Source organism: Bradyrhizobium sp. USDA 4501, assembly GCF_054062115.1.
The window spans coordinates 3,655,696-3,681,731 of record NZ_JBSSEX010000001.1 but is presented as its reverse complement, the minus strand read 5'-3'; the positions used below and the strand labels follow the sequence as shown (position 1 = coordinate 3,681,731).

Genomic DNA, 26,036 nt, shown 5'->3' with positions numbered 1-26,036 from the left:
ATGTCTGGAACGGAGAAATCGTCCGCGATCGAAGAGTTGGTTGCGCGAGGTCATCAGGCTTACGACCTTGACACATTCGAATGGTCTCACTCGCACGCGGCATGTGCGGGTGATGACGCCGCATTGTTTGGCGTTTGAAGCGCAAACCATCCCCACCGTCGTCCCGGCGCAGGCCGGGACCCATAACCACGAATGGTGATTGTTGCCCAATGCTGGAAGGACGAGCCCCTTTCACAACACCCGCCGCGGCGTATGGGTCCCCCTGAGTTCACAAACGAAGTGCAACACTTCCTTGAGGAGGTGTTGCCATGGGGCGGACTTACAAGCAGCTCTCTCTGGACGACCGATGCGAGATTGCCTGCCGATCGGCCAATGGCAGCTCGGTCCGGCAAATCGCGGCAGCTCTGGATCGCTCGCCATCAACGATCTCTCGGGAACTGAGGCGCAATCGGGGGAGCCAGGTCGGCTACAAGCCGAGCTATGCCCAGCACCAGATGCGAGCGCGGCGCTGGACGGGCGGACGCCTCGAACGGGAGCCCGGCCTGCGCCGCGCGGTGTTGCAACGCCTTCGCCGCGGCTGGTCGCCCGAGCAGGTCGCTGGCCGGCTGGCCCGCGAGTACGGGCGCAAGGTGATCTCCCACGAGACCATCTACCGCTTCATCTATCGCCAACTCAGGCGCACCACGGACTTCAACTGGCGGCGCTATCTGCCGCGCGCCAAGAGCAAGCCCGGCTGCCGCGGCAAGCGGGGCGGCAGCCCCGCAAGCTTCATCGAAGGCCGTGTATCCCTGGCAAAACGGCCGCTCGAAGCGGCCGACCGCAGCGTGCCCGGGCACTGGGAGGCCGACCTGATGATGTTCTCGAAATACGGTCAGGCCGTGCTGACCGTGCACGAGCGCACCTCGCGGCTGCTGCTCGGCATCCGCCTTGCCAGCAAGGTCGCGCGCGGTGTCGCCCGCCATCTCGTGGGCTTCTTCGCGCCCCTTCCACAAGAGCTGCGCCAGAGCGTTACCTTCGACAACGGCACCGAGTTCGCCGGTCACCTGGCGCTGCACCGCCTCTCGATCGCGACCTTCTTCTGCGATCCCCATGCCCCCTGGCAGAAGGGTGGCATCGAGAACGCCATCGGCAGGATGCGCCGCTTTATTCCCCGCAAGACGGATCTCGTAACCCTCTCGACCGCCAGATTCCGCCAGTTCATCGCCGCCTACAACAACACCCCGCGCAAATGCCTTGACTACCGCACGCCTGCCGAGTCCTTTGCTCAAGTGTTGCACTTCGAATGTGAATCCACCTCCCGGCCTGCGCCGGGACGACGGCGGTGGGTGTGGCGCGAGCTGGCGTTCTTTCTTCCTCCAGCGCTTTTTCTTCCTCCAGGAAGGATCACAAATCACGCCTTCTGTTTCGCCGCGGCCTTAGTAAGATCCGGTGCGTTCACGGCGGGGATCGCGACGCGGCCGGGGCCGGTTTGCTGGAGGGCGGCGGCGGCCTTGTCGTTCTGCATGATCTTGGCCATGACAGCCTGGCCGGCGCGCTCGAACACGGCGCGGTTGTCGATCAGGAACTGGCGCGACTTGCGCAGGCCGTCAATATAGCCATTGATCTCGGGCACGACATAGCGCGCGACCATGTCCCAGCTGCGGCGGGTATTTTCCGGATTGGCCCAGTCGTGCGCGAAGCCGATGATCGAGCCGACGCCGCCCGACACATCGACCAGGTTCTTGATCATCTTGATCAGATCATCCGGCGTGCCGATGGTGGACGCGGCGCCTTCGACGAACGCGGTCTTGTCGACGGCCTCATCGGGCGAGGAGAACGCGGTCAGGCCCGGCCGCATCAGGGTGCCGACGTTATATTCGTTGTGCCAGCGCATCAGCCCGGCACCGGCCTCGCGCCGCGCCTGCTCGCGGGTCTCGGCGATGTGCCAGGACAGCAGCACGCGCCAGTTGGCGCGGCTCACCGTGGTGCCGGCCTTCTTGGCGGCATCTTCGGCGAACTGCCATTGCTGCGGCAGCGCCATCAAGCCCTGGGTCGACATCGAGCCCAGCGAGATGATGCCGATGCCGTATTTGCCGGCGAGCGTCATGCCCGACGGCGAGATCTGCGAGGCCACCACGAACGGCATGTCCTCCTGCAGCGGCAGGATCTGCAACGCGGCGTCGTGCATCTCGAACCAGTCGGTCTTGGCGGTGACGCGCTCGCCGTTGAACAGGCGGCGGATCACCGCGATCGCCTCGTCCTGGCGATCGCGCTGGGTCATCGGGTCGATGCCGAGCGTGTGGGCGTCGGAAGCGAGCGCGCCGGGGCCGGAGCCGAAGATGGCGCGGCCGCCGGTCATGTGGTCGAGCTGCACCATGCGCTGCGCGACGTTGAAGGGGTGGTGATAGGGCAGCGAGACCACGCCGGTGCCGAGCTTGATGCGCTTGGTGCGCTCGCCGGCGGCGGCCAGGAACATTTCCGGCGAGGCGATGGTCTCCCAGCCCGAGGAGTGGTGCTCGCCGCACCAGAATTCGTCGTAACCGAGCGCGTCGAGCTGCTCGACGAAATCGAGGTCGCGGCGGAATTGCAGCATCGGATGCTCGCCGATCGGGTGATGCGGGGCGAGGAAGGCTCCGAACTTGAGGCGCGCCATGGGTCGTTCTCTCCGGACTATTGTTATCGGGGGCTTTCCGCCAACCTACGGGGTGGCCCGGGGCAAGGCAATGCTCGGGGGTTGCGGCGGTCGCATGGTTGTTGCGCAAATCGGCGGCGATTGCCGCCGTCCGGAATGTTTCCTAGCGCGTCAACGCAAATTGGCAGCCGGGGCTCGAGCGTCTGTGATCCCGGGCTTACCTCGCAGGTAATCGAAGCGATGACCGGAATCTGCTGATGTCCGCTATAACGTCATTTCGGGCAGGACAGGACATGCACCAGATCGTTTCGACGCGAGCGGACACGTCCCGCCGCTGGTGGGTGCTGGCGATCGTAGTGTCGGCGCAATCCATGTTCGGGGTCGATGCCTTCATCGTCAACGTCGCGATCCCGACGATCGCGGCGGAGCTGCACGCGACGCCGGCAGAGATCGAGGCCGTGATCGCGATCTACCTGATCGCCTATGCCACGCTGGTGGTCACCGGCGGCCGGCTTGGCGACATCCATGGCACCAGGAACGTGTTCATCGCCGGCGTCGCCGGATTCTCGGTGACCTCGCTGTGGTGTGGTCTCGCGCAGTCCGGACCAGAGCTGATCATCGCCCGGCTGGCGCAGGGTGCAACCGCGGCGCTGATGGTGCCGCAGGTGCTGGCGACGCTGCATCTGTTGTTCTCGGACGCCGCCCGCGCGCGGGCGTTCGGCATCTACGGCATCGTGCTGGGGCTCGCCGGCGCCGCCGGCTTCATGCTCGGCGGCGTGTTGGTGACGCTCGACCTCGCCGGGCTCGGCTGGCGCGCGGTGTTTTTCGTCAACGTGCCGTGCGGCGTCGTCATCATCGCGGCGGCATTGAAGATCATGCCGACGGTGCCGCGCCGGGCCGGCACGCGGCTCGATATCCCGGGCGCGATCGTGCTGTTCGCGGGCCTGCTGTGCCTGATCGGTCCGCTGCTGTTTGGCCATGATCTCAACTGGCCGGCATGGGTCTGGCTGGTGATGGCCGTGGGCATCGCTGTGATCGCGACCTTCGTGCGGCTCGAGCGGTCCGTCGCGCGCCGCGGCGGCATGCCGCTGATCGATCTGTCGCTGCTGTCGGATCGCGCCTTCATGCGCGGCCTGGTCGCGGTGTTTTTCCTTCTTCTTCGCCAACCTGTCGTTCTACCTGATCATGACCATGTTCATGCAGAAGGGCTTGCAGATTCCGCCGCTACAGGCCGGGCTGGTGTTCGTGCCGCTGGCGCTGACCTTCGTGGTTGCCTCGCGTCACAGCGGCGTGCGCGCCCGGCATCGCGGCACGCTGGTGCTGATCGAGGGCTGTGCGCTGCAGATCGTCGGTCTCGCCGTGCTCGTCGCGACGATTGAGGTGGTCGCGGCACCGTCGGCACTGCTGCTCGCGGTGGTGCTGATGATCTTCGGCTACGGTCAGGGGCTCGTCATGGCGCCATTGTCGAGCGCGGTGCTCGCGAGCGTGCAGCCCGCGAGCGCCGGTGCCGGCTCCGGCATGTACGGCACGACGACGCAGATCGGCAACGCGGCCGGCGTTGCCGCGATCGGCGCAGTCTTCTTCGCAATCGAGAGTACGATGTCAGCACGTCTGGCGCTGTTTGCGGCATGCGCATTGTTTGTGCTGTCGATCGCAATTTCAGCCGCATTTCTGTCATGGATGCGCCGCGCCACGGCGTGAATCCGGCGCCACGCGGCGCGCATTCCTGAAAAGTTGGTGCTCAAACAAGGTGCTATGGCAACTATTTCGGCCGGCTCGCAGCGCGATCACGCATTAACGCCGATTCTCACAAATTCCGCAGGGAAAGACAGCACACGGCCTTTTCATTTTGCAGTGCAGCAATTATCTGATCGGGTGACACAGAAGACTAAATCACCTCAGGAGTTGCTGTTGTCCCTGATCAACAACGTCGAATTTCTGCGTCATCTGCCGAAGATGAACGCGTTCAGCGGCCTTGGCGCACTCGCGCCGGCCGTGCCGACGCCGCTCGTCGAGACGACCGAATTCGGCGTCAACCCCGGCGATCTGAAGATGTTCTCGTTCGTGCCCGCGCAGCTGGCGCGGTCACCCGCGCTCGTCGTGGTGCTGCATGGCTGCGGCCAGACTGCAGCGTCCTACGATCTCGGCGCCGGCTGGTCGGCGCTTGCGGCGCATTACGGCTTCGCACTGCTGATGCCGGAGCAGCAGGCGTTAAACAACGGCAACACCTGCTTCAACTGGTTCAACCCGCAAGACATCGCGCGCGGGCAGGGCGAGGCCGCGTCGATCAGGCAGATGATCGCGCATCTGGTCGGCACGCATGAGATCGACCCGCGCCGCATCTATGTGACGGGTCTGTCCGCCGGCGGCGCGATGGCCTCGGTCATGCTCGCGACCTATCCGGATGTGTTCGCGGCCGGCGCCATCATCGCCGGCCTGCCGTTCGGCGTCGCCACCGATCTGCGCGAAGCGCTGCACGCGATGATGCATGGCAGCGCGCTCTCCGCGCCCGAGCTCGGCGGTCTGGTGCGCAACGCGTCGACGCATGGCGGCGCCTGGCCGAAGATTTCGGTGTGGCACGGCAGTGCCGACCGCACCGTGCATCCCGGCAATGCCGATGCAATCGTGCGGCAGTGGCTCGACGTGCACGGCCTGCCGCTTGCCGCGATGTCGAAGGCGGATGTCGACGGCCATCCGCGCGAGGTGTGGTGGAACGCCGAGGGCGAAACGCTGGTCGAGTCCTACACCATCGCCGACATGGCGCATGGCACGCCGCTCGGGCTTGCCGACAATGACGAGCGCTATGGCGTGGAGGGCGCGTTCCTGATCGAGGCCGGGATCTCCTCCTCCTATCACATCGCGAGCTTCTTCGGCCTGACCGACAAGGTCCGTCAGCCGCATATCGCGCCGACCGGAATTCCGCGCGAGCGCGCTGACACGGTCTCGATGACGGTACCGGTGCCCGCGGCCGAGCCGGAGGTGGCATCCGGCCGCAAGAGCGATCGGCCGCGCAAGCGACGGAGCAAGGGTGTCGATGTCGGCGGCGTCATCACGCGGGCGCTCACCGCCGCGGGGCTGATGAAGTAGCTACATCTCGCCGGTCAGGAACGGATTCGTCATCCGCTCCTGGCCGATGCTCGATCCGGCGCCATGTCCGCAGATGAAGCCGACATCGTCGCCGAGCGGCAGCAGCTTGTCCTTGATCGACTGGATCAGGGTCGGGTGGCTGCCCCCGGGCAAATCGGTGCGTCCGACCGAGCCGGCGAACAGCACGTCGCCGACATGGGCGAAGCGCAGCTCCTTGTTGAAGAACACCACGCTGCCCGGTGAGTGGCCGGGGCAGTGCAGGATGTCGAAGGTGAGGTCGCCGATCGAGACCTGATCGCCCTCATCGAGCCAGCGGTCTGGCCCGAAATTGCGCACCCCGGTCATGCCGAAGCGCGCGCCGCTCGAGACGACATTGTCGAGCAGATATTTGTCGGCGATATGCGGGCCCTCGATCTTGACCTGCAGCGCGTCGCGCAGTTCGGCGGCGCCGCCGACATGGTCGATATGACCGTGGGTCAGCCAGATCTTCTCGACCGTCACGCCGGTCTGCTTGATCGCGGCCTGGATCTTCGGCACGTCGCCGCCCGGGTCGATCACCACGGCCTTCTTGGTGGGCTCGTGCCAGATGATGGTGCAGTTCTGCTCGAACAGCGTCACCGGCACGATGATCGCGCCGGCCTTCGGTTTGGTGTCTGTTGTCTCGTTCATGAGGGCACCATAGGCTTCCGGGAAACGCCGTCAACACGCGCTGGAAATGCGGCTGCCCCGGCGTGTGATCCCAAAAAGGACCGTGATAAGGTCACCTCCAGCAGAACAAGTTCGTGAGCAGGCCGGTACGCGGCTGCTCTCGATCATGATTCAAGTCCTCGCAGTCCGGAACTTCATGACCCAGGCTTCCAAATCACCGCTCGGCGGACCCCGGACCACCGCGCGCGCCTTCTTCGTCGCGGATCGCATCAACACGTCGGGCCTCGAGCGCGGCGACGTGCTGGCCACGACGCCGCTGGCGTTTCGCGTCAATGAAAACGGCGTGGCGATCCTGTTCCGCTACGGCGTCGTCGTGCTGATCGGCCTCAATGCGCTGGAGGAGGATGAATTCCTGCGCAGCCTGCAGTCGCGCATGACCGGCCTGTTCACGCGGCGCGAGGAGGAGATCGCGATCATCGAGCTCGCCGCCGAGAAGGAGGATCAGATTCCGCCGGGCGGCCCGATCTATCTGCAGGGCCTCTCGCCGGAGCGGCTGATCCTGGTCGGCGAGGCGTTGGCGAAAAGCGTGGTGCTGGCGCGGCACGAGCGCGAGGTCCGCGCAGTCTTCGACACGACCGAGCCGCTTGCGCGTGAGCTCGCCAAGGGCGGCCGCGTCCATCGCGGACGCGTTGCGATCCTCAAGCACATCGGCAACGCGCTGCTGGTGCGGCATCGCGTAGCCGGACCGGTCGAGGTGTCGGAGAAGCCCGATATCCTCTGGGACAAGCCGCAGCTCGAGCGCCTCTATGCACGGCTCGAGGACGAGTACGAATTGAAGGAGCGTGCGGAATCGCTGAACCGCAAGCTCGCAGTCGTCGCCGAAACCGCGCAGGTGCTGACCGACATCATCGACACCAGCCGCTCGCTGCGGCTGGAGCTGATCATCGTCTTCCTGATCCTGTTCGAGGTGCTGATCACCATCTATCAGCTGGCGATGGCTCGGCATTGAACGGGCTACAGCGGCCGAATCCGGCCATCTTTCCGTCCCGAATTGTGCGTCATCCCTGAACCGATCGGCCACTCCGGGCGCGGAGCGGCCTGGGCCGGGCTGCGAGCTTGGGGGGACGGGATGGATCAGGACAGCAGGGACTGGTGGCGGCGCGGCATTTTCTATCAGGTCTATCCGCGCTCGTTCGCGGATAGCGACGGTGACGGCGTCGGCGATCTCAAGGGGATCATCACGCGGCTGCCCTATCTGACGCGGCTTGGCGTCGACGCGGTCTGGCTGTCGCCGATCTTCCCGTCGCCGATGGCCGATTTCGGTTACGATATCTCCGATTACATCGGCATCGACCCGCTGTTCGGGACGATGGAGGATTTCGACGCGCTGGTCGTGGCCGCGCACGATTCCGGCCTCAAGCTGATCCTCGATCTGGTGCCGAACCACACATCCGACCAGCACCAATGGTTCATCGAGGCGAAGAGCTCGCGCGATAACCCTAAGCGCGACTGGTACATCTGGCGCGATCCGGCGCCGGACGGCGGCCCGCCCAACAACTGGCTGTCCGAGTTCGGCGGCAGCGCCTGGGCGTATGACGAGGCCTCAGGCCAATACTATTATCACGCCTTCCTCGCGCAGCAGCCCGATCTCAACTGGCGCAATCGCGAGGTCAGGGACGCGATCTACGACGTGATGCGCTTCTGGCTGCGCAAGGGTGTCGACGGTTTTCGCGTCGACGTGATCTGGCACCTGATCAAGGATGCCGACTTCCGCGATAACCCGACAAACCCGCATTATCGCGCGGGCCGACCGCCACACGAGAAGCTGCTGACGCAATATTCGACCGATCAGCTCGAGGTGCACACCGTCATCACCGAGATGCGCGGCGTCACCGAGGAATTCGACAACCGCGTGCTGATCGGCGAGATCTATCTGCCGCTGCATCGGCTGGTCGCCTATTACGGCAACGATCTGCGCGGCGCGCAGATGCCGTTCAACTTTGCGCTGCTGTCGACCTTGTGGAGCGCGCGATCGGTCGAGATGATAATCGCCGACTACGAAAAGGCGCTGCCGCCGGGGGCATGGCCGAACTGGGTGCTCGGCAACCACGATCGGCCGCGGGTGGCGAGCCGGGTAGGGCCGGCGCAGGCGCCGGTCGCGGCGATGCTGCTGCTGACGCTGCGCGGCACGCCGACGCTCTATTACGGCGACGAGATCGGCATGCGTCAGGTTGCGATTGCGCCGGATCAGGTGCGCGACCCCTTCGAGAAGAACGTGCCGGATATGGGCGTCGGCCGTGACGGCTGCCGCACGCCGATGCAATGGAGCGCCGAGCGCCATGCCGGCTTCTCGACGGCTCCGCCGTGGCTGCCGCTGGCGCAGGATTTTGCCAGCGACAATGTCGCAAGTCTCGAAGCCGAGAGGACGTCGATCCTCAATCTCTACAAGGCGCTGATCGCGCTGCGGCGAAGGCTGCCGCAGCTCGTCCATGGCAGCTATGAGCCGGTGGCGGCGCACGGTGATGTGTTGCTCTACCGGCGGCGCAGCACTGAGGGCGTGGCCGTGATCGCGCTGAACTTCGGCGCGGCCGCCGCGTCGGTCTCCTCGAGCGCGATCGGCTTCAGCAATGAGGTCCTGCTGTCGACCTTGATGGACCGGCAGGGCGAGAAGGTCGAAGGCGTGCTCGATCTGCGCGCCAATGAGGGCGTGATCCTTGGGCCGCATCAGGACGATTGACGCCGGGTGCGTGGCTCCATGGTATCGATGTCGCTGCGCTTGAGCAGATAGTCGAGCCCACCGACCCGATACCAGCGATAGCCGTAGGCCTCGATCAGAAGCTTGTGGCGACCGGCCTCGTCGGCGCGGCTGTGGTCCTCGGTCAGGAGATTGACGAGGAGTTTGCCGGCGTCGTCGGGCAGCCCGACGTTGAACGATATCTCGAGCGGCTTTTCCGCGAAGTTGTGGACGAACAGCACCGAGTTGTTACGCCAGTCGTACCGGATGATCAGGATGGCGGGGTTTCGGCTTGCGATAACCTTGAAATCTCCCCAGCCGACCTCGGGGACTTCCTTGCGCATACGGACGATGCGCTCGGTCCAGTTCAGCATCGAATTGGGGTCGCGCCGTTGCTTGGCCGCGTTGAGGTGCTCATAGCCATAAGGTCCATTCTCGATGACGGGCACACATGGCCGATCGCTCTCGGTGAAGCCGGCGTGTGGCTCGGTCGACCATTGCATCGGTGTGCGCGCGCAACCGCGTTCGGGCAGGTCGAGATTGTCGCCCATGCCGAGCTCATCGCCGTAGCGGATCACGGGCGTGCCGGGAAGCGTGCACATCACGCTGTAAGCGAGCTCGATGCGTCGGCGGTCGCCGCCCAGCATGGGCGCAAGCCGTCGCCGGATGCCACGGTCGTAGAGCTGCATGCTCTTGTCGGCACCGAATGCCTCGAACACCGTCTCGCGCTGCGGCTTCGACAGGCGGCCGAGGTCGAGTTCATCATGATTGCGCAGGAACAAGCCCCATTGTGCGGTCGCGGGCCGTGGCTTGGTCGCCGTCAGCGCCTTCGCCAACGGCTTCGTATCCGCCGACGCCAGCGCGTAGAACAGATGCTGATTGACATGGAAGTTGAACATCATGTGCATCCGGTCGCCGTCACGCCCGAAATATTCCATGTCCGTCTCGGGCAATACGTTGGCTTCAGCGAGGATGATCGCGTTGCCCTGGCGCCATTGCAGGAATTCCCGAAACGATCGCAGCATGTCGTACTGCTCGACCGGCTTGCGCCTGGAGGCGCCCTTGGTCGCGATCACGAAGGGCACGGCGTCCATGCGGAAGCCCGAGACGCCGAGCTGAATCCAGAACCCCATGATCTTGAGGATCTCGGCCTGCACATGCGGGTTCGATGTGTTGAGGTCCGGCTGGAAATCGTAGAAGCGATGAAAGTACCAGGCGCCGGCTTGCTTGTCGCGCGTCCAGGTCGATTTCTGAACGCCGGGAAACACCATGCCGGTGTTGGCATTGGCGGGCTTCCTGTCCGACCAGACATACCAATCGCGGTACGGCGAGTCCTTCGAGCTGCGCGCCGATCGAAACCAGTCGTGCTGATCCGAGGTGTGATTGACGACGAGGTCGATGATGACGCGGATGCCGCGCTGCTGGCAGCCATGGGTAAATTCAACGAAATCGCCCAGCGTGCCGTAGCGCGGATCGACGTCGTAATAATCCGAGATGTCGTAGCCGTCGTCCCTGTTGGGCGAAGGCTGAAACGGCATCAGCCAGATCGCGGTGATGCCGAGCCCGTGCAAATAGTCCAGGCGCCGGAGCAGACCGCTGAAATCACCGATGCCATCGCCGTTGGCATCCATGTAGGTGCCAACCGACAGGCAGTAGATCACTCCGTTCTTGTACCAGAGGTCGTCGATCACCAGGCAATCCTCTCCAGTCCCACCCGTGGCGGCGGCCGGGAGGATAAGCGGTGAAGCGGCGACGGGTTCCTGCGGAGCGCCGTCCCACAACGGAGACGGACGACGCTCCGTGCCGGCCTGACGCTGCCGCGCTCTATCGGCTGGAGCATGATCTTCGCGGAAAGCCGGCTTCCATTTTTCCGGATCATGGTCTCGTGGAATCGGCTAATCTTCGCGCAATGGACTCATCCGCCCGCCAGATCGCGCTTGTGCCCGCGCCCGACCGACGCCAGTCGGAGACCGCGCTTGCGATCGCGCGCGGCACGGCGAGGCTTCTGAGATCGCTGGGATTTTCCTGCATCAGCGAATTGCCGCTGCCGTCCGGCCGAAGAGCCGATCTGGTCGCGCTGAACGAGCGCGGCGAGATCTGGATCGTTGAGATCAAGTCATCGGTCGAGGATCTGCGCGCCGACCAGAAATGGCAAGACTACCGGATGCATTGCGACCGGCTGTTCTTCGCCTTCACGCAGGATCTGCCGTGCGAGATCTTTCCCGTCGACACCGGTTTGATCATCGCCGACGCCTATGGCGGGCATCTGCATTGCGAGGCGCCGGAGCATCGCCTGCCGGCGGCAACCCGCAAGGCGATGACGGTGCGCTTTGCAATGGCCGCGGCGCAGCGCATCAACCGGCTGGTCGATCCGCAGGGGCACGCCGAGTTTTAGCGAATAACATTGCTGTTGCCCCGTCATCCCGCGCAAAGGCCTCGCCTTTGTCGCTGGAGGCGCGAGCGGAGCGAGCCTCGAAGGATGGTTCGGCCCGGCTGGTGGCCGTCGACCCTTCGAGACGCGCGCAAGGGCGCGCTCCTCAGGGTGACGGACAGCTTGTTGGATTCCGTAGGATGGGTAGATCGAAGCGAAACCCATCAGCTTCGGGACACCGGGAGAGAGGATGGGTATCGCTTCGCTCCACCCATCCTACGAAGCTGCCCACCCTACAAAAGCAAATGGCCGGGAGGAGCCCGGCCATCGCGAAAGCAAATGAAGTATCGCTTACCGCGGGGCGCGCTTGGCGAGGATGCGCTGCAAGGTGCGGCGGTGCATGTTGAGGCGGCGCGCGGTCTCCGAGACGTTGCGGTTGCACATCTCGTAGATGCGCTGGATGTGCTCCCAGCGCACGCGGTCCGCCGACATCGGATTGGCCGGCAGCTCGGACTTCTCGGTGCCGGTCGCGAGCAGCGCGGCGACGACGTCATCGGCGTCGGCGGGCTTCGAGAGATAATCGACGGCGCCCATCTTCACCGCGGTGACGGCGGTGGCGATGTTGCCGTAGCCGGTCAGCACGATCGCGCGCGCCTCGGGGCGCTTGCGCTTCAACGCCGAAACGACGTCGAGGCCGTTGCCGTCGCCGAGGCGAAGATCGACGACTGCGAAAGCGGGCGCGGCGCGGCCGATCTCGGCGAGACCATCAGATACCGTGTCGCATGACTTCACCGCGAAACCCCGCGTCTCCATCGCGCGCGACAGGCGTTCCAGGAACGGCTTGTCGTCCTCGACGATGAGGAGCGAGCGGTCGGCATGGTCATTCAGTTCAGTGATGGCGTTCACGATCCATTTTTCCCTGTGGCAGACCCCTATTATATGGGGTCCTACTGCGGCGCTGCCAAGGCAGCCGAAAGTCGCGTGCTTGTCCGGAAAGAGCAATGCATCCGTAATGCCAGGGTCGCGATTAAGAATCGTTCTTAGGATTCGGTTTCGTCGCCAGGCGCGGCTTCCTCGAAGCGCTCGCGCGGCCAGACGATCTGCACCACGGCGCCGTGATCGGGAAAGGTGCGATTGGTAAACGACACCTTGGCGCCAGTGCGTTCCAGCAGCGTCCTTGCGATGAAAACGCCCAGACCGAGGCCCCCACGTGGGTTTTGGGCCTCATCCGCACCTCGGCGACGCGACAGATACGGCTCGCCGATCCGCTTCAGCATGTCGGGCGCGATGCCCGGACCGTCGTCGGAGACGACGACTTCAACGGTCTCGGCGTTCCACCACGCGTTCACCTCGACGGTCTGGTGCGCGAAATCGACCGCATTTTCGAGAATGTTTCCGACGCCATAGAGGATCGCCGGATTGCGCGCGGCGACCGGTTCAGGCGTTGCTGCGACAGCAAGCCGCACCTTGATGTTGATGCCGAAATCGCGATGCGGCGCCACCGCCTCCTCGATCAAGGTCGACAGCTTCATGGTGTCGAACGGCGCACCGCTCGATGACAATTGCGCGATCTTGCTCAGGATGTCGCGGCAGCGCTGCGCCTGCTCACGCAGGGTCTTGAGGTCGCCGGCGATCGCCGCGTCATGCACCGTCTTCTCGAGCTCGCGCGAGATCAGGAAGATCGTCGACAGCGGCGTTCCGAGCTCATGCGCGGCGGCGGCGGCGAGGCCGTCGAGCTGAGTCAGGTGCTGTTCGCGTGTCAGTACCAGTTCGGTCGCGGCCAGCGCATCGGAGAGCTGGCGCGCTTCCTCCGTCACCTGGAATGCGTAAAGACTGGTGACACCGATCGCGAGCAGGATCGAAAGCCAGACGCCGATCAAATAGATCGGCGGCAGCACCAAGGGATCGTCGGCGTCCCAAGGCAGCGGCAGATGGTAGAAGAACAGCGCCGAGGCGCAGGCGACCGCAAGGCAGCCGAGCGCTATCGTCAGCCGGATCGGCAGCACGGTGGCCGAGATCAGGACCGGTGCCAGGAACAGGAACGAGAACGGGTTCTGCAATCCGCCGGTGAAGTACAGGAGCCCGCCGAGCTCGACGATGTTGAAGGCGAGCAGGGCGGCGGCATAGGCCGGCTCCAGCCGCTGCATCGGGTTGAAGGCGATCTGCAGCGCCAGATTGAGCAGCGCCGAGAACGTCACGATGGTGACGCATGGGACGATCGGAACGTCGAATTCCAGTCCCTGCGCCACGATGAAGATGGCGACGAGCTGGCCGAGCGCGGCGAGCCAGCGCAGCCGCAGGATCGTATCCAGGCGGACGTAGCGGCGGGGTTGGCGGAAATCGGAAGCGACGTCGGTCATCCCGGGACCTTAGCTGTGCCGTGGGCGGCGCACAAATTCGCGACTTAGCGCAACGATGCAGGGCGAGCCTTTAATTACCGCCAAGCCTTTAATTACCGCCGAGCCTTGCGCTTATTGTCGCAATGGCTCAATGACGGCCATATGCAACAGGTCGGGACAGGTCAGAGGCAAGCTCCGGCGGCTGAACAAGGCGAGTCGGCCGCGATCGACGTTGCGCATCTGGTCAAGGTCTACAAGACCACCCGCGCGGTCGACGACATCTCGTTCCGCATCGCGCGCGGCAGCATCACCGGCCTGCTCGGCGGCAACGGCGCCGGCAAGACCACGACGATCGCGATGATCATGGGCCTGGTGCTGCCGACCTCGGGCAGCGTCGAGGTGCTCGGTGCACGAATCCCCGAGCAGCGCTACGACGTGCTCGGCCGGATGAACTTCGAAAGCCCCTACGTCGACATGCCGATGCGGCTCACGGTGCGGCAGAACCTGACCATTTTCGGGCGCCTTTATGCCGTGCAGCGTTTGCGTGAGCGGATCGACCAGCTCGCCGACGATCTCGATCTCAAGGAATTCCTCGACCGCTCCAACGGCAAGCTCTCTGCCGGGCAGAAGACCCGCGTCGCGCTGGCGAAGGCGCTGATCAACGAACCGGACCTCTTGCTGCTCGACGAGCCGACCGCCTCGCTCGACCCGGATACCGCCGACTGGGTGCGGCAGCATCTCGAGACCTATCGCAAGACCCATAACGCGACCATCCTGCTGGCGTCACACAACATGCTGGAGGTCGAGCGCCTCTGCGACCGCGTCATCATCATGAAGCGCGGCAAGATCGAGGACGACGACAGCCCCGAGCGGATCATGGCGCGCTACAACCGCGAGACGCTGGAAGAGGTGTTTCTCGACGTGGCGCGCGGCCGGGTGCGGGAGGGCGCGCCTGAGGGCACACCATGAGTGAACTCGTCAGCCAGCACCAGCACACCATTTCACTGCAACGCATCAACGCGATGGTGCTGCGCTATTGGTATCTTCTGATGTCGTCATGGCCGCGGCTTTTGGAGCTGGTCTACTGGCCGGCACTGCAGATCATCACCTGGGGCTTCCTGCAGAATTACATCTCGCAGGCATCCGGCTTCTTCGCCAAGGCGGGCGGCACGCTGATCGGTGCCGTGATCCTGTGGGACATCCTGTTCCGGGGGCAGCTCGGCTTCTCGATCTCGTTCCTGGAGGAGATGTGGGCACGCAACCTCGGCAACCTGATGATGAGCCCGCTGAAGCCGATCGAATTCCTGCTCTCGCTGATGATCATGAGCCTGATCCGGCTCGCCATCGGCGTGATCCCGATGACGCTGCTGGCGCTGTTCTTTTTCGGCTTCAACTTCTACGCCATCGGGCTGCCGCTGATCGCGTTCTTCTGCAATCTGATCTTCACGAGCTGGTCGGTCGGCGTGTTCGCCTCGGGCCTCGTGCTGCGCAACGGGTTAGGGGCGGAAAGCATCGTCTGGACGCTGATGTTCGCGGTGATGCCGCTCGCCTGCATCTACTATCCGGTCGAGGTGCTGCCGGCCTGGCTGCAAGCTGTCGCCTGGACGCTGCCGCCGACCTATGTGTTCGAAGGCATGCGCTCGCTTCTGATCGATCACGTCTTCCGCGCCGACCTGATGGCGTGGGCGCTGGTCATCAACGCGCTCCTGTTCGCTGCCTCTTTTGCGATCTTCCTTGCCCTTTTGCAGAGCGCCAAGCGCAACGGGTCGCTGCTCGGCGGTGGTGAATAAATGTCACTTTCTCGTGGATTCTCGGCCTTTTAGCCCGATATCGCCCCCAGATTCGGCTCGCGGCGCATTGACGCATTGTTACGCATTGGTCAGTATGCTGCGGCGCAAAACAGGGGTCTGAAAATACTATGCCCATCGGTGAATTTGGCGGTGCCCCGCCACTAGCGGCGGAAGGCAGCCCGGCACTCACGACGCCGTTGTACTGGATGTACGAGATGGCGCATGCGTCGCTCAATCCGGTGCGCGCGGTAACCGACGCCACCAAGATCCTGTTTCAGAACCCGCTCAATCCGTGGACCCACACCGAGTTCGGCAAGTCGATCGCCGCCGGTTGTGAGCTGTTCGAGCGCACCACGCGCCGCTACGGCAAGCCGGAATGGAACCTGCCGACGACCGAGGTCAACGGCATCCGCACTCCGGTCGAGGTCCGTTCGATCTGGGAAAAGCCGTTCTGCCGCCTGCTGCATTTCGATCGCAAGCTGACGCGCCCGCTGCGCTCGCCGCAGCCGCGCGTGCTGATCGTGGCGCCGATGTCGGGTCACTATGCGACGCTGCTCCGCGGCACAGTCGAGGCGTTCCTGCCGACCCATGAGGTCTACATCACCGACTGGGCCGACGCGCGCATGGTGCCGCTCGCGGCTGGCCGGTTCGATCTCGAGGACTATGTCGACTACCTGATCGAGATGCTGCACGCGCTCGGCGGCAATATGCATGTCATCGCGGTGTGCCAGCCTTCCGTGCCTGTCGTGGCAGCGGTTTCGGTGATGGAAGCCAACAACGATCCGTTCGTGCCGCTGTCGATGACGCTGATGGGCGGGCCGATCGACACCAGGCGCAATCCGACCGCGGTCAACAACCTCGCCGAAGAGCGCGGCATCGAGTGGTTCCGCAACAATGTCATCACCAAGGTGCCGTTCCCGCATCCGGGCGTGATGCGTGACGTCTATCCGGGCTTCCTGCAGCTCAATGGCTTCATCAGCATGAACCTCGACCGGCACATGGACGCGCACAAGGCGCTGTTCGCCAATCTGGTCAAGGGTGACGGCGATCTCGTCGACAAGCACCGCGAATTCTATGACGAGTATCTCGCGGTGATGGATCTCACCGCCGAATATTACCTGCAGACCGTCGACCTCGTCTTCGTCAAGCACGCGCTGCCGAAGGGCGAGATGACCCATCGCGGCAAGCCGGTTGATCCGTCGAAGATCCGCCGCGTCGCGCTGATGACGGTCGAAGGCGAGAAGGACGACATCTCAGGTCTTGGCCAAACCGAGGCGACGCACGCGCTCTGCACCGCGATCCCGAACCATCGCCGCGTGCATTACGTGCAAAAGGGCGTTGGGCACTATGGCGTGTTCAACGGCTCGCGTTTCCGCTCCGAAATCGTGCCGCGGATCTCCGATTTCATGGTTTCGGCGGCCAATACGCGACTTTCGCTGGTCGCCGCCGCCGAATAGGTATCGCCCCGGCCGCGATTTTCGCGGTCGCGCAAGTCGCTGATTTAACTAAAAGAATCCCAAATCGGGCAAGGCCAAAAGGGTGAATGTAATTTCATTCTTTGGGCCTTTTTCGTAACCTTGATTCATCGGAAAAATTCCGGTTCCAGCCCCTGCCTGTAGAGGTCAATTAACGTCCAGCCCCTGTATATTGGGCAAATGATTTGTTTTTGCGCCGAGCGCTTTCCCTGGCGGCGGATATGGCAAAGTTCGGGCGAACTCCTGCTCCCCGGACTCTCAGAAATGGCTACTCGCGCGCTCCTCTATCGGCGGCCTGCCGAACCCGCGACCGTATTGGTCAGACACGGCTCCCAGTTCTTCACCGTCAGGTTGCGCCGGCATAGGCGCGCGCGCCGCTACACACTCAGGATACATCCAACCGATCGTGAAGCGATCCTGACGATGCCGCCGCGCGGCACGATTCCGGAAGCCAAGGAGTTCGCCAATCTCCATGGCGGCTGGATCGCCGCCCGTCTTGGCCGCTTGCCGAAGGCCGCGCCGTTCCAGCCCGGCACCGTGGTGCCGTTGCGCGGCGTGCCGCATCGCCTGGTGCACCGCTCGGGCGAGCGCGGCACGGTGTGGACCGAGACGCGCGACAGCGGCGAGAGGATCATTTGCGTCGCCGGCGGCGTCGAGTACATGGATCGCCGCGTGCACGACTTCCTCAAGCGCGAGGCGCGCAAGGACCTGCAGAAGGCGGCGCAGCTTCACGCCGCGGAACTCGGCGTGCGGGTACGCCGGATCTCGATCCGCGATCAGTCCAGCCGCTGGGGCTCGTGTACTTCGGCGGGTTCGCTGTCGTTCTCATGGCGGCTGATCCTGGCGCCGCCCTTCGTGCTCGATTACCTCGCCGCGCATGAGGTCGCCCATCTCGTCGAGATGAACCACTCGGCGCGGTTCTGGCGGGTGGTCGACAAAGTCTGCGCGTCGGTAACGCGCGCCAAGAACTGGCTCGACACCTACGGCAACGACCTGCACCGCTACGGAATTCAGGAGTAGGGCGCGCTGTTCGCCCCGAACGTTGCTGTCATCGCCCGCGAAAGCGGGCGATGCAGTATTCCAGAGGCGTTTGTCTTCAATCCAGGGGCTGAGGCGTACTGAATCCCCCGCCTTCGCGGGGGATGACGGCTTGAGTGCGTAGCCCAGATGGAGCGTAAGCGTAATCCGGGGCAGCTTTCATCGATGGCGTGACTGGTCCCGGATTACGCTTCGCTTCATCAGGGCTACGGAGCAACGCGATCCGTCCGCCTACCGACTTCTACCGAAACAACCGATCCGCCAGCCAGCCGTCCAGTCCAGCCGCAGCCTCGGGCCGCGCGTTCGGGTTGGGTGGCGCCGAGGCGCGGGCCGGCGTCGGCGGTGGCGGGCGATAGTAACCGCCGGATGGTACCGGCGCGGGCGGTTGCGATGCCTGCATCGGTGGCTGAATCTGCATCGGTCCCGCCGGCGCTGACGGCGCGGTGACCTGTGACGAGATCTGCATCAGGTTCGCCGGCCCCCAGCTGCCTTGCGAGTTCGGGATCGCCGCGACCGGCACGCCCTGATGCGCCGCCTTCATGAAGCGGGTCCACACTTCGACCGGCAGGCCGCCGCCGGTCGCCTTCTTGGTCGGTGAATTGTCGTCATTGCCGAGCCAGACGCCGGTGACGAGCTTGGCGGTGTAGCCGATGAACCAGGCGTCGCGATAATCCTGGCTGGTGCCGGTCTTGCCGGCGGCTGTCCAGCCCGGGATCTCCGCCTTGCGCGCGGTGCCCGAGATCAGCGTCTCGCGCATCATGCTGTTCATCATCGAATCATAGCGCGGCTCGATCACCTGGTTGGGCGGATCGGTCGGACGGTCATAGAGCAGCTTGCCCGAACTGGTCTTGATCTTGGTCACCACATGCGGCGAGATGGCGTAGCCGCCATTGGCGAACGGCGCATAGGCGCCGACCAGCTCGATCACGGAGACTTCCGAGGTGCCGAGCGCGATCGAGACGTTGGACTCCAGCTTGGAGGAGATGCCGAGCCGGTGCGCGGTGCGCACCACGTTCTTAGCGCCGACCTCGACGCCGAGCCGCACCGCGACCGTGTTCAGCGACATCGCCAGGGCCTGGGTCAATGTCACCGAGCCGAAATATTCGTGGGTGTAGTTCTCCGGCTTCCAGCCCTTGATGTCGAGCGGCGCGTCGGTGCGGATGGTATCCGGCGTCAGCCCTGCTTCGACCGCGGTGAGATAGACGAACGGCTTGAACGCCGAGCCCGGCTGGCGCTTCGCGGTGACCGCGCGATTGTACTGGCTCTCCGAGTAGTTCCGGCCGCCGACCATGGCGCGCACCGCACCGTCCGGCGTCATCGCCACCAGCGCGCCCTGGCTGACATTGAACTTCACGCTCTTGGCGGCGAGCTCATCGATGATGGCGGCTTCGGCGACGTTCTGCAGCTTCGGATCGATCGTGGTCTGCACCACGATGTCCTGGTCGATCTGGCCGACCAGATCGTCGAGCACTTCGCCGATCCAGTCGGCGACATAGTTCACGGTGCCGGCGCCGGCCGGCTTCACCGCAATCGAGGGCTGGCCGATCGAGGCCTTGGCCTGCGCCTCGGTGATGAACTTGGCGTCGGCCATCGCCGCCAGCACGACCTGCGCGCGCTGCTCGGCGCCTTCAGGGTTGCGGTTTGGCGCCAGCCGCGACGGCGACTTGACGAGGCCGGCCAACATCGCGGCTTCCGGCAGCGTCACGTTCTTCGCCGACTTGCCGAAATAGCGCTGCGCGGCGGCCTCGACGCCGTAGGCGCCGGACCCGAAATAGACCCGGTTGAGGTAGAGCTCGAGGATCTCGTTCTTGGAATGCTTGCGCTCCAGCCAGAGCGCGAGCTCGGCTTCCTGCAGCTTGCGCTGCATGGTGCGCTCCTGGGTCAGGAAGAGGTTCTTGGCGAGCTGCTGGGTCAGCGTCGAGCCGCCCTGCGAGACGCCGCGGTGCAGGAGGTTGGTCACCGCCGCGCGCAGGATGCCAACCGGGTCGACGCCGTAATGCGAATAGAAGCGGCGGTCCTCGATCGCGATGAAGGCCTTCGGCAGATAGGGCGGCAGATCCTTCAACGCGATATTGGCGCCGGCCATTTCGCCGCGCTGCGCCAGCACGCTGCCGTCGATGCCGACGATCTGGATCGTCGGCGGACGCTTGGGAATCTCCAGCGACTGGATCGGCGGCAGATGCGCGCCGACCCACACCACGACACCGATCACCGCAATGCCGGCCCACAGGCCGAGCACCGCGGTCCAATAGAACAGGCGGCCGATGCCAAAGCCCCGCGACTTGCTGCGCCGCTTGCTGCCGCTGCGCGACGGGCGCGGTTTCTCGCTACCGGAATCGCTGCTCTTGTCGCTGCTCTTGGGTTTGGATTTGGCGGGCTTGTCGTCGCCGCCGCCGGGAATGCGATCGGACGGCGACAGCCGAAGGTCGGCAAGCGCGGCCGGAAGCCCGAACAGCGGCTCCTTGCGCGCACCGCCTTTTTTCCGTCCCCACGCCATCCGCAACGCTCACACCCTGACAGGGACGCACGCTAGCGTTCCCGGTTTAAGGGGCGGTTACGCAAAGCTTAACGGGGGATTAGGAGGTGAGGCAGCGCGTGCTACATAAGGAGCATGATCAGGAAAAGTGGGCACCGGTTTTCCCTCGCGACAAACGCGGAGCGTTTGCGCGGAGATCATGCTCAAACAGGATGGAAGAGCGCGATCGAGCGATCGCGCTAGGGAACAAGAAACGAAGGAGCACCGCATGGGCCATATCGATCCGACCAAGGACGTTTTCGCGCAGTTCCGGGACAACAACCGGCCGGGCCCGATCCACATGCTCAACCTGGTGCGCCTGCGCGAATGGGCCGCCTATCCCGACGGCCGCAAGGCCACCGGCGCGGAGGCTTATGCGGCCTACGGCCGCGAGAGCGGGCCGGTGTTCGAACGGCTCGGCGGCCGCATCGTCTGGCAAGGCCGCTTCGAGCTGATGCTGATCGGACCGCAGGAGGAGCGCTGGGATCACTGCTTCATCGCGGAATATCCAAGCGTCGCTGCCTTCGTCGAGATGATCCGCGATCCGGTCTATCGCGAGGCGGTGAAGCACCGCCAGGCCGCGGTGGACGATTCCCGCCTGATCCGCCATGCCGTGCTGCCGGTGGGGAAGAATTTCGGCGAGATTCCGGAGTGACGATGTCGGCCGTCGGCCGATATCGTCATGCGCGGGCTTGACCCGCGCATCCATCGGAGAAAAGGCCTTCTCAATTGATGGATTGCCGGGTCAAGCCCGGCAATGACGAGTCACAAAAAACAAAATCGGCGGCCTGGAGGCCGCCGATTGCATTTCAAACCTGCGCGAACCGACTAGCCGGCCGGGCCGGCGTCCTCGAGGATCGGGCCGAACAGCTCCCAGCGCTCGCCGTTGAAGCGCATCATCTGCAGCTGCTTGTTGACGCGATAGTCGTTCGGCGCGGTGTTGCCCTTGATGCCGGGCAGCGCCATGTCGAGCTCGACATTCTTCAGGTTGGTCGCCTGCTTCAGTACGTTGTCGCGGGTCAGGTCGTCGCCGCACTGCTTCAGCACATGCACCATCAACTGGGCGGTCGAGTAGCCATAGGTGTTGAAGTTCGAGTTCTTGTCGCCGTCGGGATAGTACTTGGCCATGAAGTCGAAATAGCGCTTCATGCCCGGATCGTCCTTCCACTGCGGATCGGCCGGATCCTTGCCGTAATTGGTGCTGATCAGGCCCTTGGAGGCTTCCAGGCCCGCCGGCTGCAGCACGGCGCCGACCGAGGTCGCGTTGATGTCGACGATGTGGATCGGGTGCCAGCCGAGCTCGGCGATCTTCTTGATCGCCTGCGCCGCCTGCTTCGGCGTCGAGGCCGAGAAGAACAGGTCGGCGCCGGCGTCCTTGATCTTGATCACCTGGGAATCGATGGTCGGGTCGGAGACCTCGTAGGAGGCTTCGGCCACGATCATCTTGGCGGCCTTGTCGCCGAGCCCGGCCTTGATGCCGTTCAGATAATCCTTGCCGAGGTCGTCGTTCTGATAGAGCACGCCGATCTTGGCGTTGGGGTGCTCCTTCAGGATGTACTGGCCGTAGATGCGGCCTTCGACGAAGTAGTTCGGGTTGAAGCCGAGCGTCCAGGGGAAGTTCTTCGGGTCGGTGAACTTCGAGGCGCCGGTGGCGGCAAACAGCTGCGGCACCTTCTTGGCGTTGAGATATTTCTGCACGGCGGCGTTCGACGGCGTGCCGACGATCTGGAAGGTCAAGAGCACCTCGTCGCTCTCGACGAGCTTGCGAACCTGCTCGACGGCCTTGGGCGGCGAATACGCGTCGTCATACTGGATCAGGTTGATCTTGCGGCCGTTGATGCCGCCCTGATCGTTGATCATCTTGAAGTAGGCCGCCTGGGTCTTGCCGATCGAGGCATAGGCGGAGGCCGGTCCGGAGAAGGGGACGGTCTGGCCGATCTTGATCTCGGTGTCGCTCGCGCCCGGATCGTACTTCTTCTGCGCAAAGGCCGACGTTGCTGACAGCGCGATCGCGAGCGCCGTTCCCGTGACCAGGTGGAAAATCCCGTTCCTCATAGTGCTGTTTCCCTCACGTGACTGATGGTTGGCCGATGATCTTGTCCGCGGGTTCAAGGTCCCGCGGTCGCCATCGCTGGGCCGGGATAGTGGAGGAACCGTTATTGCAACGCAAGACGAGCGCTGCCGAAAAGGTGAGCGATTTCAGTCAACCAAAGTAGGGGGCGTTGCGAAAAGGTGGGTGGAGCGGCGCGAAGGCGGGGGCCCGCTTTACCTCGCCCCCGCCTGCGGGGAGAGGTCGCATCGCATCGAAGATGCGATGCGGGTGAGGGGGAGTCTCCGCGGGGGCAGCTAATGCAGCGGTGCGCGGAAGCAGCCCCTCACCCCGACCCTCTCCCCGTAAGAACGGGGAGAGTGAGTGAAGTCTCGTCCCGACCGCGGCTAGCCCGCCGGTCCGGTGTCCTCGATGATCGGGCCGAACAGCTCCCAGCGCTCGCCGTTGAACTTCATCATCTGCATCTGCTTGTTGATGCGGTAGTCGTTCGGCCCCGTCGTGATCGACATGCCCGGCAGCGCGAGGCTCGGCACGAACTTCTTCAGGCTGGTCACCTGCTTCATCAGGTTCTCGCGGGTGAGGTCGTCGCCGCACTGCTTGAGCACCTGGATCAGGAGCTCGGCCGTCGAGTAGCCGTAGGTGTTGACGGTGTTGAGCTTGTCGCCTTCCGGATAATACTTGTCCATGAAGGCGAAATAGGCCTTCACGCCGGGATCGTCCTTCCATTGCGGGTCGGCGGGGTCCTTGCCGTAATTGGTCGAGATGATGCCCTTGGAGATGTCGAGACCGGCCGGCTTCAGCGTCGCCGACACCGGGCTCGCATTGATGTCGAGGATGTGCACCGGGTTCCAGTTGAGATCGGCGATCTTGCGGATCGCCTGCGCGGCGAATTTTGGTGTCGAGGCGTCATAGACCAAATCGACCCCGGCGGCCTTCAGCTTCACGATCTGGGAATCGACCGTCGGGTCGGTCAGCTCGTAGGACACCTCGGTGACGATCATGCTGGCGGCCTTGTCGCCGAGCCCGCTCTTCAGGCCGGTGATGTAGTCGCGGCCGAGATCGTCGTTCTGGTAGAAGATGCCGATCTTGGCGTTGGGGTGATTGGCCAGGATGTATTTGGCGTAGATGCGTCCCTCGGACTGGTAGTTCGGGTTGAACGCGATCGTCCACGGCGCGTTCTGCGGGTCGGAGAAGCGCGAGGCGCCGGTGGAGGCGAGCAGCTGCGGCACCTTCTTGACATTCAGATATTTCTGCACGGCCGCATTCGACGGCGTGCCGATGATCTGGAACGTGAACAGCACCTCGTCGCCCTCGACGAGCTTGCGTACCTGCTCGACCGCTTTCGGCGGCGAATAGGCGTCGTCATACTGGATCAGGTTCAGCTTGCGGCCGTTGATGCCGCCCTGATCGTTGATCATCTTCATGTACGCCGCCTGGGTCTTGCCGATGCCGGCATAGGCGGATGCGGGGCCGGAGAACGGCACGGTCTGGCCGATCTTGATCTCGGTGTCGGTCGCGCCGATGTCGTATTTCTTCTGCGCGGTGGCCGATGTAACCGACAACGCGATCGCAAGCGCCGTCGCAGCGAGCAATTGCACGCTTCTCATGTCCGTGACCTCCCTGTTGCCGGTGATCTTGTCCGCAAGCTCAGGCCGGCGGATGTCACCGTTGCACGGGATGATGGAGGAACGGCTGGGCCATTGCAAGACGATGCACCCTGCGCGCGATGTCGCGTTTGAGCATGATCCGGAAAACTGTGAAGCGGTTTCCGAGCGGATCATGCTCAAGAAAACAAAAGCGCGCCCGCGCTTTAGGCCAGCCAGAGCTGGATCAGCGCCAACGCAGCGGGAGCCGCCTGCACATAAAGAATGCGGCGGCTGACGGTGGCGGCGCCATAGGCACCGGCGACGATCACGCAGAGCAGGAAGAATGTCTTGATCTGGAACGCGAAGGCCGGATTGCCATGTACGAGGCCCCAGATCAGTCCGGCGGCGAGGAAGCCGTTATAGAGCCCCTGATTGGCGGCGAGCACCGCGGAATCGTTTGCCTTCTCGATCGAGTTGCGAAACGTCTTCAGCCCGAGCGGCTTGGTCCAGAGAAACATCTCGAGCACAAGGAAATAGACGTGCAGCATGGCCACCACCGCGACCAGAACATTGCCAAGCAACAACATATTGCGGCCCCCCAAAGCTTCGGTTCTGATTGAATCAGAATCGAAGCTCAAGATTCTTGTTTTGGCGCGTTTTCTTCACGCGAACCGGTCTCCGCTTCGCTCGAAAAACGCTCTACCCAGAATTCGGGTGGACGCTAGCATGCGGGCGGTGAATTGTATGCCGGCCGATCTGCTTGCCCGAGATATGACAATGGCCGACCGCAGGACTCCACAGACCTTCAACCTCGACCGCCTCAAGACCCCGATCGGCACTGCGCTGCTGGTGACCGATGATGACGGCGTGCTGCGCGCGCTCGACTGGGACGATTATGAAGGGCGCATGCTCGACCTGCTGCGGCTGCATTATGGCGCCGTGACGCTGCGGGACGGCCACGCGCCGGCTGCGATGCGCAAGGCGCTCGGCGATTACTTCAAGGGCGATCTCGATCGTCTCACCGATGTCGAATGGCGCGTCGCCGGCACGCCGTTCCAGCAGAAGGTCTGGCACGCGCTGCCGAACATTCCGCACGGCACCACCATGAGCTACGGCGCGCTGGCGGCGAAACTGAACGCGCCGAATGCGATGCGCGCGGTCGGCCATGCCAACGGCTCCAACCCGATCAGCGTCGTCGTGCCATGTCATCGCCTGATCGGCGCCAACGGCTCACTGGTCAAATATGGCGGCGGGCTGGAGCGCAAGCGCTGGCTGCTACGCCACGAGGGCGTGGAGGTCTAGAGCGTTTTCGAGTGGGAACCGGTTCGCGTGAAGAAGCGCGTCAAGACAACGATCCAGCAATCCGCTTCGGCCGCCGGTGTGGCGATCAATCGAGATCTTCGCTGGGCATGTTACGCAGATCGCGCACGACATAGAGGAACACGACGAGCGAAGGCACCCACGCGAGTATCGCTCCTACCAGCATCGCATCGACCGTCGTCATGTGAGACTCCTTGCGCGTTGTTGGCCAACGTCGTCAGATCGGCTTTTTCGATGGGGCGCCGGTTCTGGGGAAGGGATACAGCCACTTCCAATAGGCCTTGTTGCGCTCCAGCTGCCGCTTGTGGATCTCGCGACACTTCGTCGAGCAAAACTGCTCAAAATACCAATTATGCCGGATCAGCCCGAAAGGCCGCTTGCAGGCCGGATTTCCGCAACGAGCTGTCATGACGCTGCCTCCGCATTCGCGCGCCAAAGCCAGCGGATGAAGTCCTCCTGGCCTTTGTAGAGG

At 64.0% G+C, this 26,036-nt stretch carries 19 protein-coding genes and 2 pseudogenes; 12 read left to right on the top strand and 9 right to left on the bottom strand.

What is annotated here, in order from left to right; translation table 11 throughout:
- Positions 1 to 308: 308 nt before the first annotated feature.
- Positions 309 to 1,295 (top strand): annotated as a pseudogene (locus ACVWZM_RS16900) (IS30 family transposase); the annotation flags it as partial.
- A 95-nt stretch (positions 1,296 to 1,390) separates the two neighbouring features.
- On the opposite strand, the gene ACVWZM_RS16895 reads toward ACVWZM_RS16900, so the two are convergent.
- The gene (locus tag ACVWZM_RS16895) at positions 1,391 to 2,632 is read right to left on the bottom strand and encodes an LLM class flavin-dependent oxidoreductase (RefSeq protein ID WP_076824620.1); all 1,242 of its coding nucleotides are present in this window, start codon (positions 2,630 to 2,632) and stop codon (positions 1,391 to 1,393) included.
- Positions 2,633 to 2,904: 272 nt separating this feature from the next.
- On the opposite strand from ACVWZM_RS16895, the pseudogene ACVWZM_RS16890 reads away from it, so the two are divergent.
- Both ACVWZM_RS16890 and ACVWZM_RS16885 read left to right on the top strand, forming a co-directional pair.
- Positions 2,905 to 4,312: pseudogene (locus ACVWZM_RS16890) on the top strand (MFS transporter).
- Positions 4,313 to 4,522: 210 nt separating this feature from the next.
- Positions 4,523 to 5,698, top strand: a complete 1,176-nt coding sequence (locus tag ACVWZM_RS16885) for an extracellular catalytic domain type 1 short-chain-length polyhydroxyalkanoate depolymerase (protein ID WP_456853940.1) — start codon at positions 4,523 to 4,525, stop codon at positions 5,696 to 5,698.
- Here the strand turns inward: ACVWZM_RS16885 and ACVWZM_RS16880 are convergent, their stop codons facing one another.
- On the bottom strand, positions 5,699 to 6,367 hold the full coding sequence (locus tag ACVWZM_RS16880) for an MBL fold metallo-hydrolase (RefSeq protein WP_057015387.1): 669 nt from the start codon (positions 6,365 to 6,367) through the stop codon (positions 5,699 to 5,701).
- A 175-nt stretch (positions 6,368 to 6,542) separates the two neighbouring features.
- Here ACVWZM_RS16880 and ACVWZM_RS16875 point away from each other — a divergent pair, with 175 nt between their 5' ends.
- Positions 6,543 to 7,355 (top strand): RMD1 family protein, encoded by an 813-nt coding sequence (locus tag ACVWZM_RS16875; RefSeq protein ID WP_057015413.1) that lies wholly within the window; start codon positions 6,543 to 6,545, stop codon positions 7,353 to 7,355.
- 120 nt (positions 7,356 to 7,475) lie between these two features.
- A complete protein-coding gene (locus tag ACVWZM_RS16870) occupies positions 7,476 to 9,083 on the top strand; it encodes an alpha-amylase family glycosyl hydrolase (protein WP_456853938.1) in 1,608 nt (535 codons plus the stop codon).
- On the opposite strand, the gene ACVWZM_RS16865 is transcribed toward ACVWZM_RS16870, so the two are convergent.
- A complete protein-coding gene (locus ACVWZM_RS16865) occupies positions 9,071 to 10,771 on the bottom strand; it encodes an alpha-amylase family protein (RefSeq protein WP_456853936.1) in 1,701 nt (566 codons plus the stop codon). The genes ACVWZM_RS16870 and ACVWZM_RS16865 overlap by 13 nt on opposite strands.
- Before the next feature lie 218 nt (positions 10,772 to 10,989).
- Between ACVWZM_RS16865 and ACVWZM_RS16860 the strand changes: the two genes are divergently transcribed.
- Entirely contained in the window at positions 10,990 to 11,475 is a 486-nt protein-coding gene (locus ACVWZM_RS16860; protein WP_456793406.1) for an MmcB family DNA repair protein, read from the top strand.
- Positions 11,476 to 11,802: 327 nt separating this feature from the next.
- On the opposite strand, the gene ACVWZM_RS16855 is transcribed toward ACVWZM_RS16860, so the two are convergent.
- Positions 11,803 to 12,357: an ActR/PrrA/RegA family redox response regulator transcription factor gene (locus ACVWZM_RS16855; RefSeq protein WP_016845514.1), complete on the bottom strand. Its 555-nt coding sequence runs from the start codon at positions 12,355 to 12,357 to the stop codon at positions 11,803 to 11,805.
- 134 nt (positions 12,358 to 12,491) lie between these two features.
- A complete protein-coding gene (locus tag ACVWZM_RS16850) occupies positions 12,492 to 13,811 on the bottom strand; it encodes an ActS/PrrB/RegB family redox-sensitive histidine kinase (RefSeq protein WP_076824632.1) in 1,320 nt (439 codons plus the stop codon).
- A gap of 141 nt (positions 13,812 to 13,952) precedes the next feature.
- Here ACVWZM_RS16850 and ACVWZM_RS16845 point away from each other — a divergent pair, with 141 nt between their 5' ends.
- From ACVWZM_RS16845 to ACVWZM_RS16830, 4 genes are all read left to right on the top strand, one after another.
- Positions 13,953 to 14,759: an ABC transporter ATP-binding protein gene (locus tag ACVWZM_RS16845; protein WP_456853934.1), complete on the top strand. Its 807-nt coding sequence runs from the start codon at positions 13,953 to 13,955 to the stop codon at positions 14,757 to 14,759.
- Positions 14,756 to 15,580 carry an ABC transporter permease gene (locus tag ACVWZM_RS16840; RefSeq protein ID WP_456853932.1) on the top strand — a complete coding sequence of 275 codons (825 nt, stop codon included), beginning with the start codon at positions 14,756 to 14,758 and terminating at the stop codon, positions 15,578 to 15,580. Before ACVWZM_RS16845 ends, ACVWZM_RS16840 begins: the two co-directional genes overlap by 4 nt.
- A 128-nt stretch (positions 15,581 to 15,708) precedes the next feature.
- Positions 15,709 to 17,037 (top strand): polyhydroxyalkanoate depolymerase, encoded by a 1,329-nt coding sequence (locus tag ACVWZM_RS16835; protein WP_028341465.1) that lies wholly within the window; start codon positions 15,709 to 15,711, stop codon positions 17,035 to 17,037.
- 198 nt (positions 17,038 to 17,235) lie between these two features.
- The gene (locus ACVWZM_RS16830) at positions 17,236 to 18,075 is read left to right on the top strand and encodes a M48 family metallopeptidase (protein ID WP_076824634.1); all 840 of its coding nucleotides are present in this window, start codon (positions 17,236 to 17,238) and stop codon (positions 18,073 to 18,075) included.
- A 259-nt stretch (positions 18,076 to 18,334) separates the two neighbouring features.
- Here ACVWZM_RS16830 and ACVWZM_RS16825 read toward each other — a convergent pair whose 3' ends face one another.
- Positions 18,335 to 20,590, bottom strand: a complete 2,256-nt coding sequence (locus tag ACVWZM_RS16825; RefSeq protein WP_456853930.1) for a transglycosylase domain-containing protein — start codon at positions 20,588 to 20,590, stop codon at positions 18,335 to 18,337.
- A 247-nt stretch (positions 20,591 to 20,837) separates the two neighbouring features.
- Here ACVWZM_RS16825 and ACVWZM_RS16820 point away from each other — a divergent pair, with 247 nt between their 5' ends.
- Positions 20,838 to 21,263 (top strand): DUF1330 domain-containing protein, encoded by a 426-nt coding sequence (locus ACVWZM_RS16820; RefSeq protein ID WP_028335618.1) that lies wholly within the window; start codon positions 20,838 to 20,840, stop codon positions 21,261 to 21,263.
- Positions 21,264 to 21,436: 173 nt separating this feature from the next.
- Here the strand turns inward: ACVWZM_RS16820 and ACVWZM_RS16815 are convergent, their stop codons facing one another.
- From ACVWZM_RS16815 to ACVWZM_RS16805, 3 genes are all read right to left on the bottom strand, one after another.
- Entirely contained in the window at positions 21,437 to 22,663 is a 1,227-nt protein-coding gene (locus tag ACVWZM_RS16815; RefSeq protein ID WP_018269220.1) for an ABC transporter substrate-binding protein, read from the bottom strand.
- Positions 22,664 to 23,044: 381 nt separating this feature from the next.
- Positions 23,045 to 24,265, bottom strand: coding sequence for an ABC transporter substrate-binding protein (locus ACVWZM_RS16810; RefSeq protein WP_283065858.1), 1,221 nt, complete (start codon positions 24,263 to 24,265; stop codon positions 23,045 to 23,047).
- Between the two features lie 203 nt (positions 24,266 to 24,468).
- Complete coding sequence (locus tag ACVWZM_RS16805) at positions 24,469 to 24,831, bottom strand: DUF1304 domain-containing protein (RefSeq protein ID WP_083714868.1); 363 nt, start codon at positions 24,829 to 24,831, stop codon at positions 24,469 to 24,471.
- 190 nt (positions 24,832 to 25,021) lie between these two features.
- On the opposite strand from ACVWZM_RS16805, the gene ACVWZM_RS16800 reads away from it, so the two are divergent.
- Positions 25,022 to 25,546 carry a methylated-DNA--[protein]-cysteine S-methyltransferase gene (locus ACVWZM_RS16800; RefSeq protein WP_210262929.1) on the top strand — a complete coding sequence of 175 codons (525 nt, stop codon included), beginning with the start codon at positions 25,022 to 25,024 and terminating at the stop codon, positions 25,544 to 25,546.
- Positions 25,547 to 26,036: the final 490 nt, after the last annotated feature.

Excerpts from the sequence above, each read along its gene's own strand:
- ACVWZM_RS16895 (WP_076824620.1), bottom strand. The coding sequence starts at position 2,632 with ATGGCGCGCCTCAAGTTCGGAGCCTTCCTCGCCCCGCATCACCCGATC.
- ACVWZM_RS16880 (WP_057015387.1), bottom strand. The coding sequence starts at position 6,367 with ATGAACGAGACAACAGACACCAAACCGAAGGCCGGCGCGATCATCGTG.
- ACVWZM_RS16875 (WP_057015413.1), top strand. The coding sequence starts at position 6,543 with ATGACCCAGGCTTCCAAATCACCGCTCGGCGGACCCCGGACCACCGCG.
- ACVWZM_RS16870 (WP_456853938.1), top strand. The coding sequence starts at position 7,476 with ATGGATCAGGACAGCAGGGACTGGTGGCGGCGCGGCATTTTCTATCAG.
- ACVWZM_RS16860 (WP_456793406.1), top strand. The coding sequence starts at position 10,990 with ATGGACTCATCCGCCCGCCAGATCGCGCTTGTGCCCGCGCCCGACCGA.
- ACVWZM_RS16850 (WP_076824632.1), bottom strand. The coding sequence starts at position 13,811 with ATGACCGACGTCGCTTCCGATTTCCGCCAACCCCGCCGCTACGTCCGC.
- ACVWZM_RS16845 (WP_456853934.1), top strand. The coding sequence starts at position 13,953 with ATGCAACAGGTCGGGACAGGTCAGAGGCAAGCTCCGGCGGCTGAACAA.
- ACVWZM_RS16840 (WP_456853932.1), top strand. The coding sequence starts at position 14,756 with ATGAGTGAACTCGTCAGCCAGCACCAGCACACCATTTCACTGCAACGC.
- ACVWZM_RS16835 (WP_028341465.1), top strand. The coding sequence starts at position 15,709 with ATGCCCATCGGTGAATTTGGCGGTGCCCCGCCACTAGCGGCGGAAGGC.
- ACVWZM_RS16830 (WP_076824634.1), top strand. The coding sequence starts at position 17,236 with ATGATTTGTTTTTGCGCCGAGCGCTTTCCCTGGCGGCGGATATGGCAA.
- ACVWZM_RS16825 (WP_456853930.1), bottom strand. The coding sequence starts at position 20,590 with ATGGCGTGGGGACGGAAAAAAGGCGGTGCGCGCAAGGAGCCGCTGTTC.
- ACVWZM_RS16820 (WP_028335618.1), top strand. The coding sequence starts at position 20,838 with ATGGGCCATATCGATCCGACCAAGGACGTTTTCGCGCAGTTCCGGGAC.
- ACVWZM_RS16815 (WP_018269220.1), bottom strand. The coding sequence starts at position 22,663 with ATGAGGAACGGGATTTTCCACCTGGTCACGGGAACGGCGCTCGCGATC.
- ACVWZM_RS16810 (WP_283065858.1), bottom strand. The coding sequence starts at position 24,265 with ATGAGAAGCGTGCAATTGCTCGCTGCGACGGCGCTTGCGATCGCGTTG.
- ACVWZM_RS16805 (WP_083714868.1), bottom strand. The coding sequence starts at position 24,831 with ATGTTGTTGCTTGGCAATGTTCTGGTCGCGGTGGTGGCCATGCTGCAC.
- ACVWZM_RS16800 (WP_210262929.1), top strand. The coding sequence starts at position 25,022 with ATGGCCGACCGCAGGACTCCACAGACCTTCAACCTCGACCGCCTCAAG.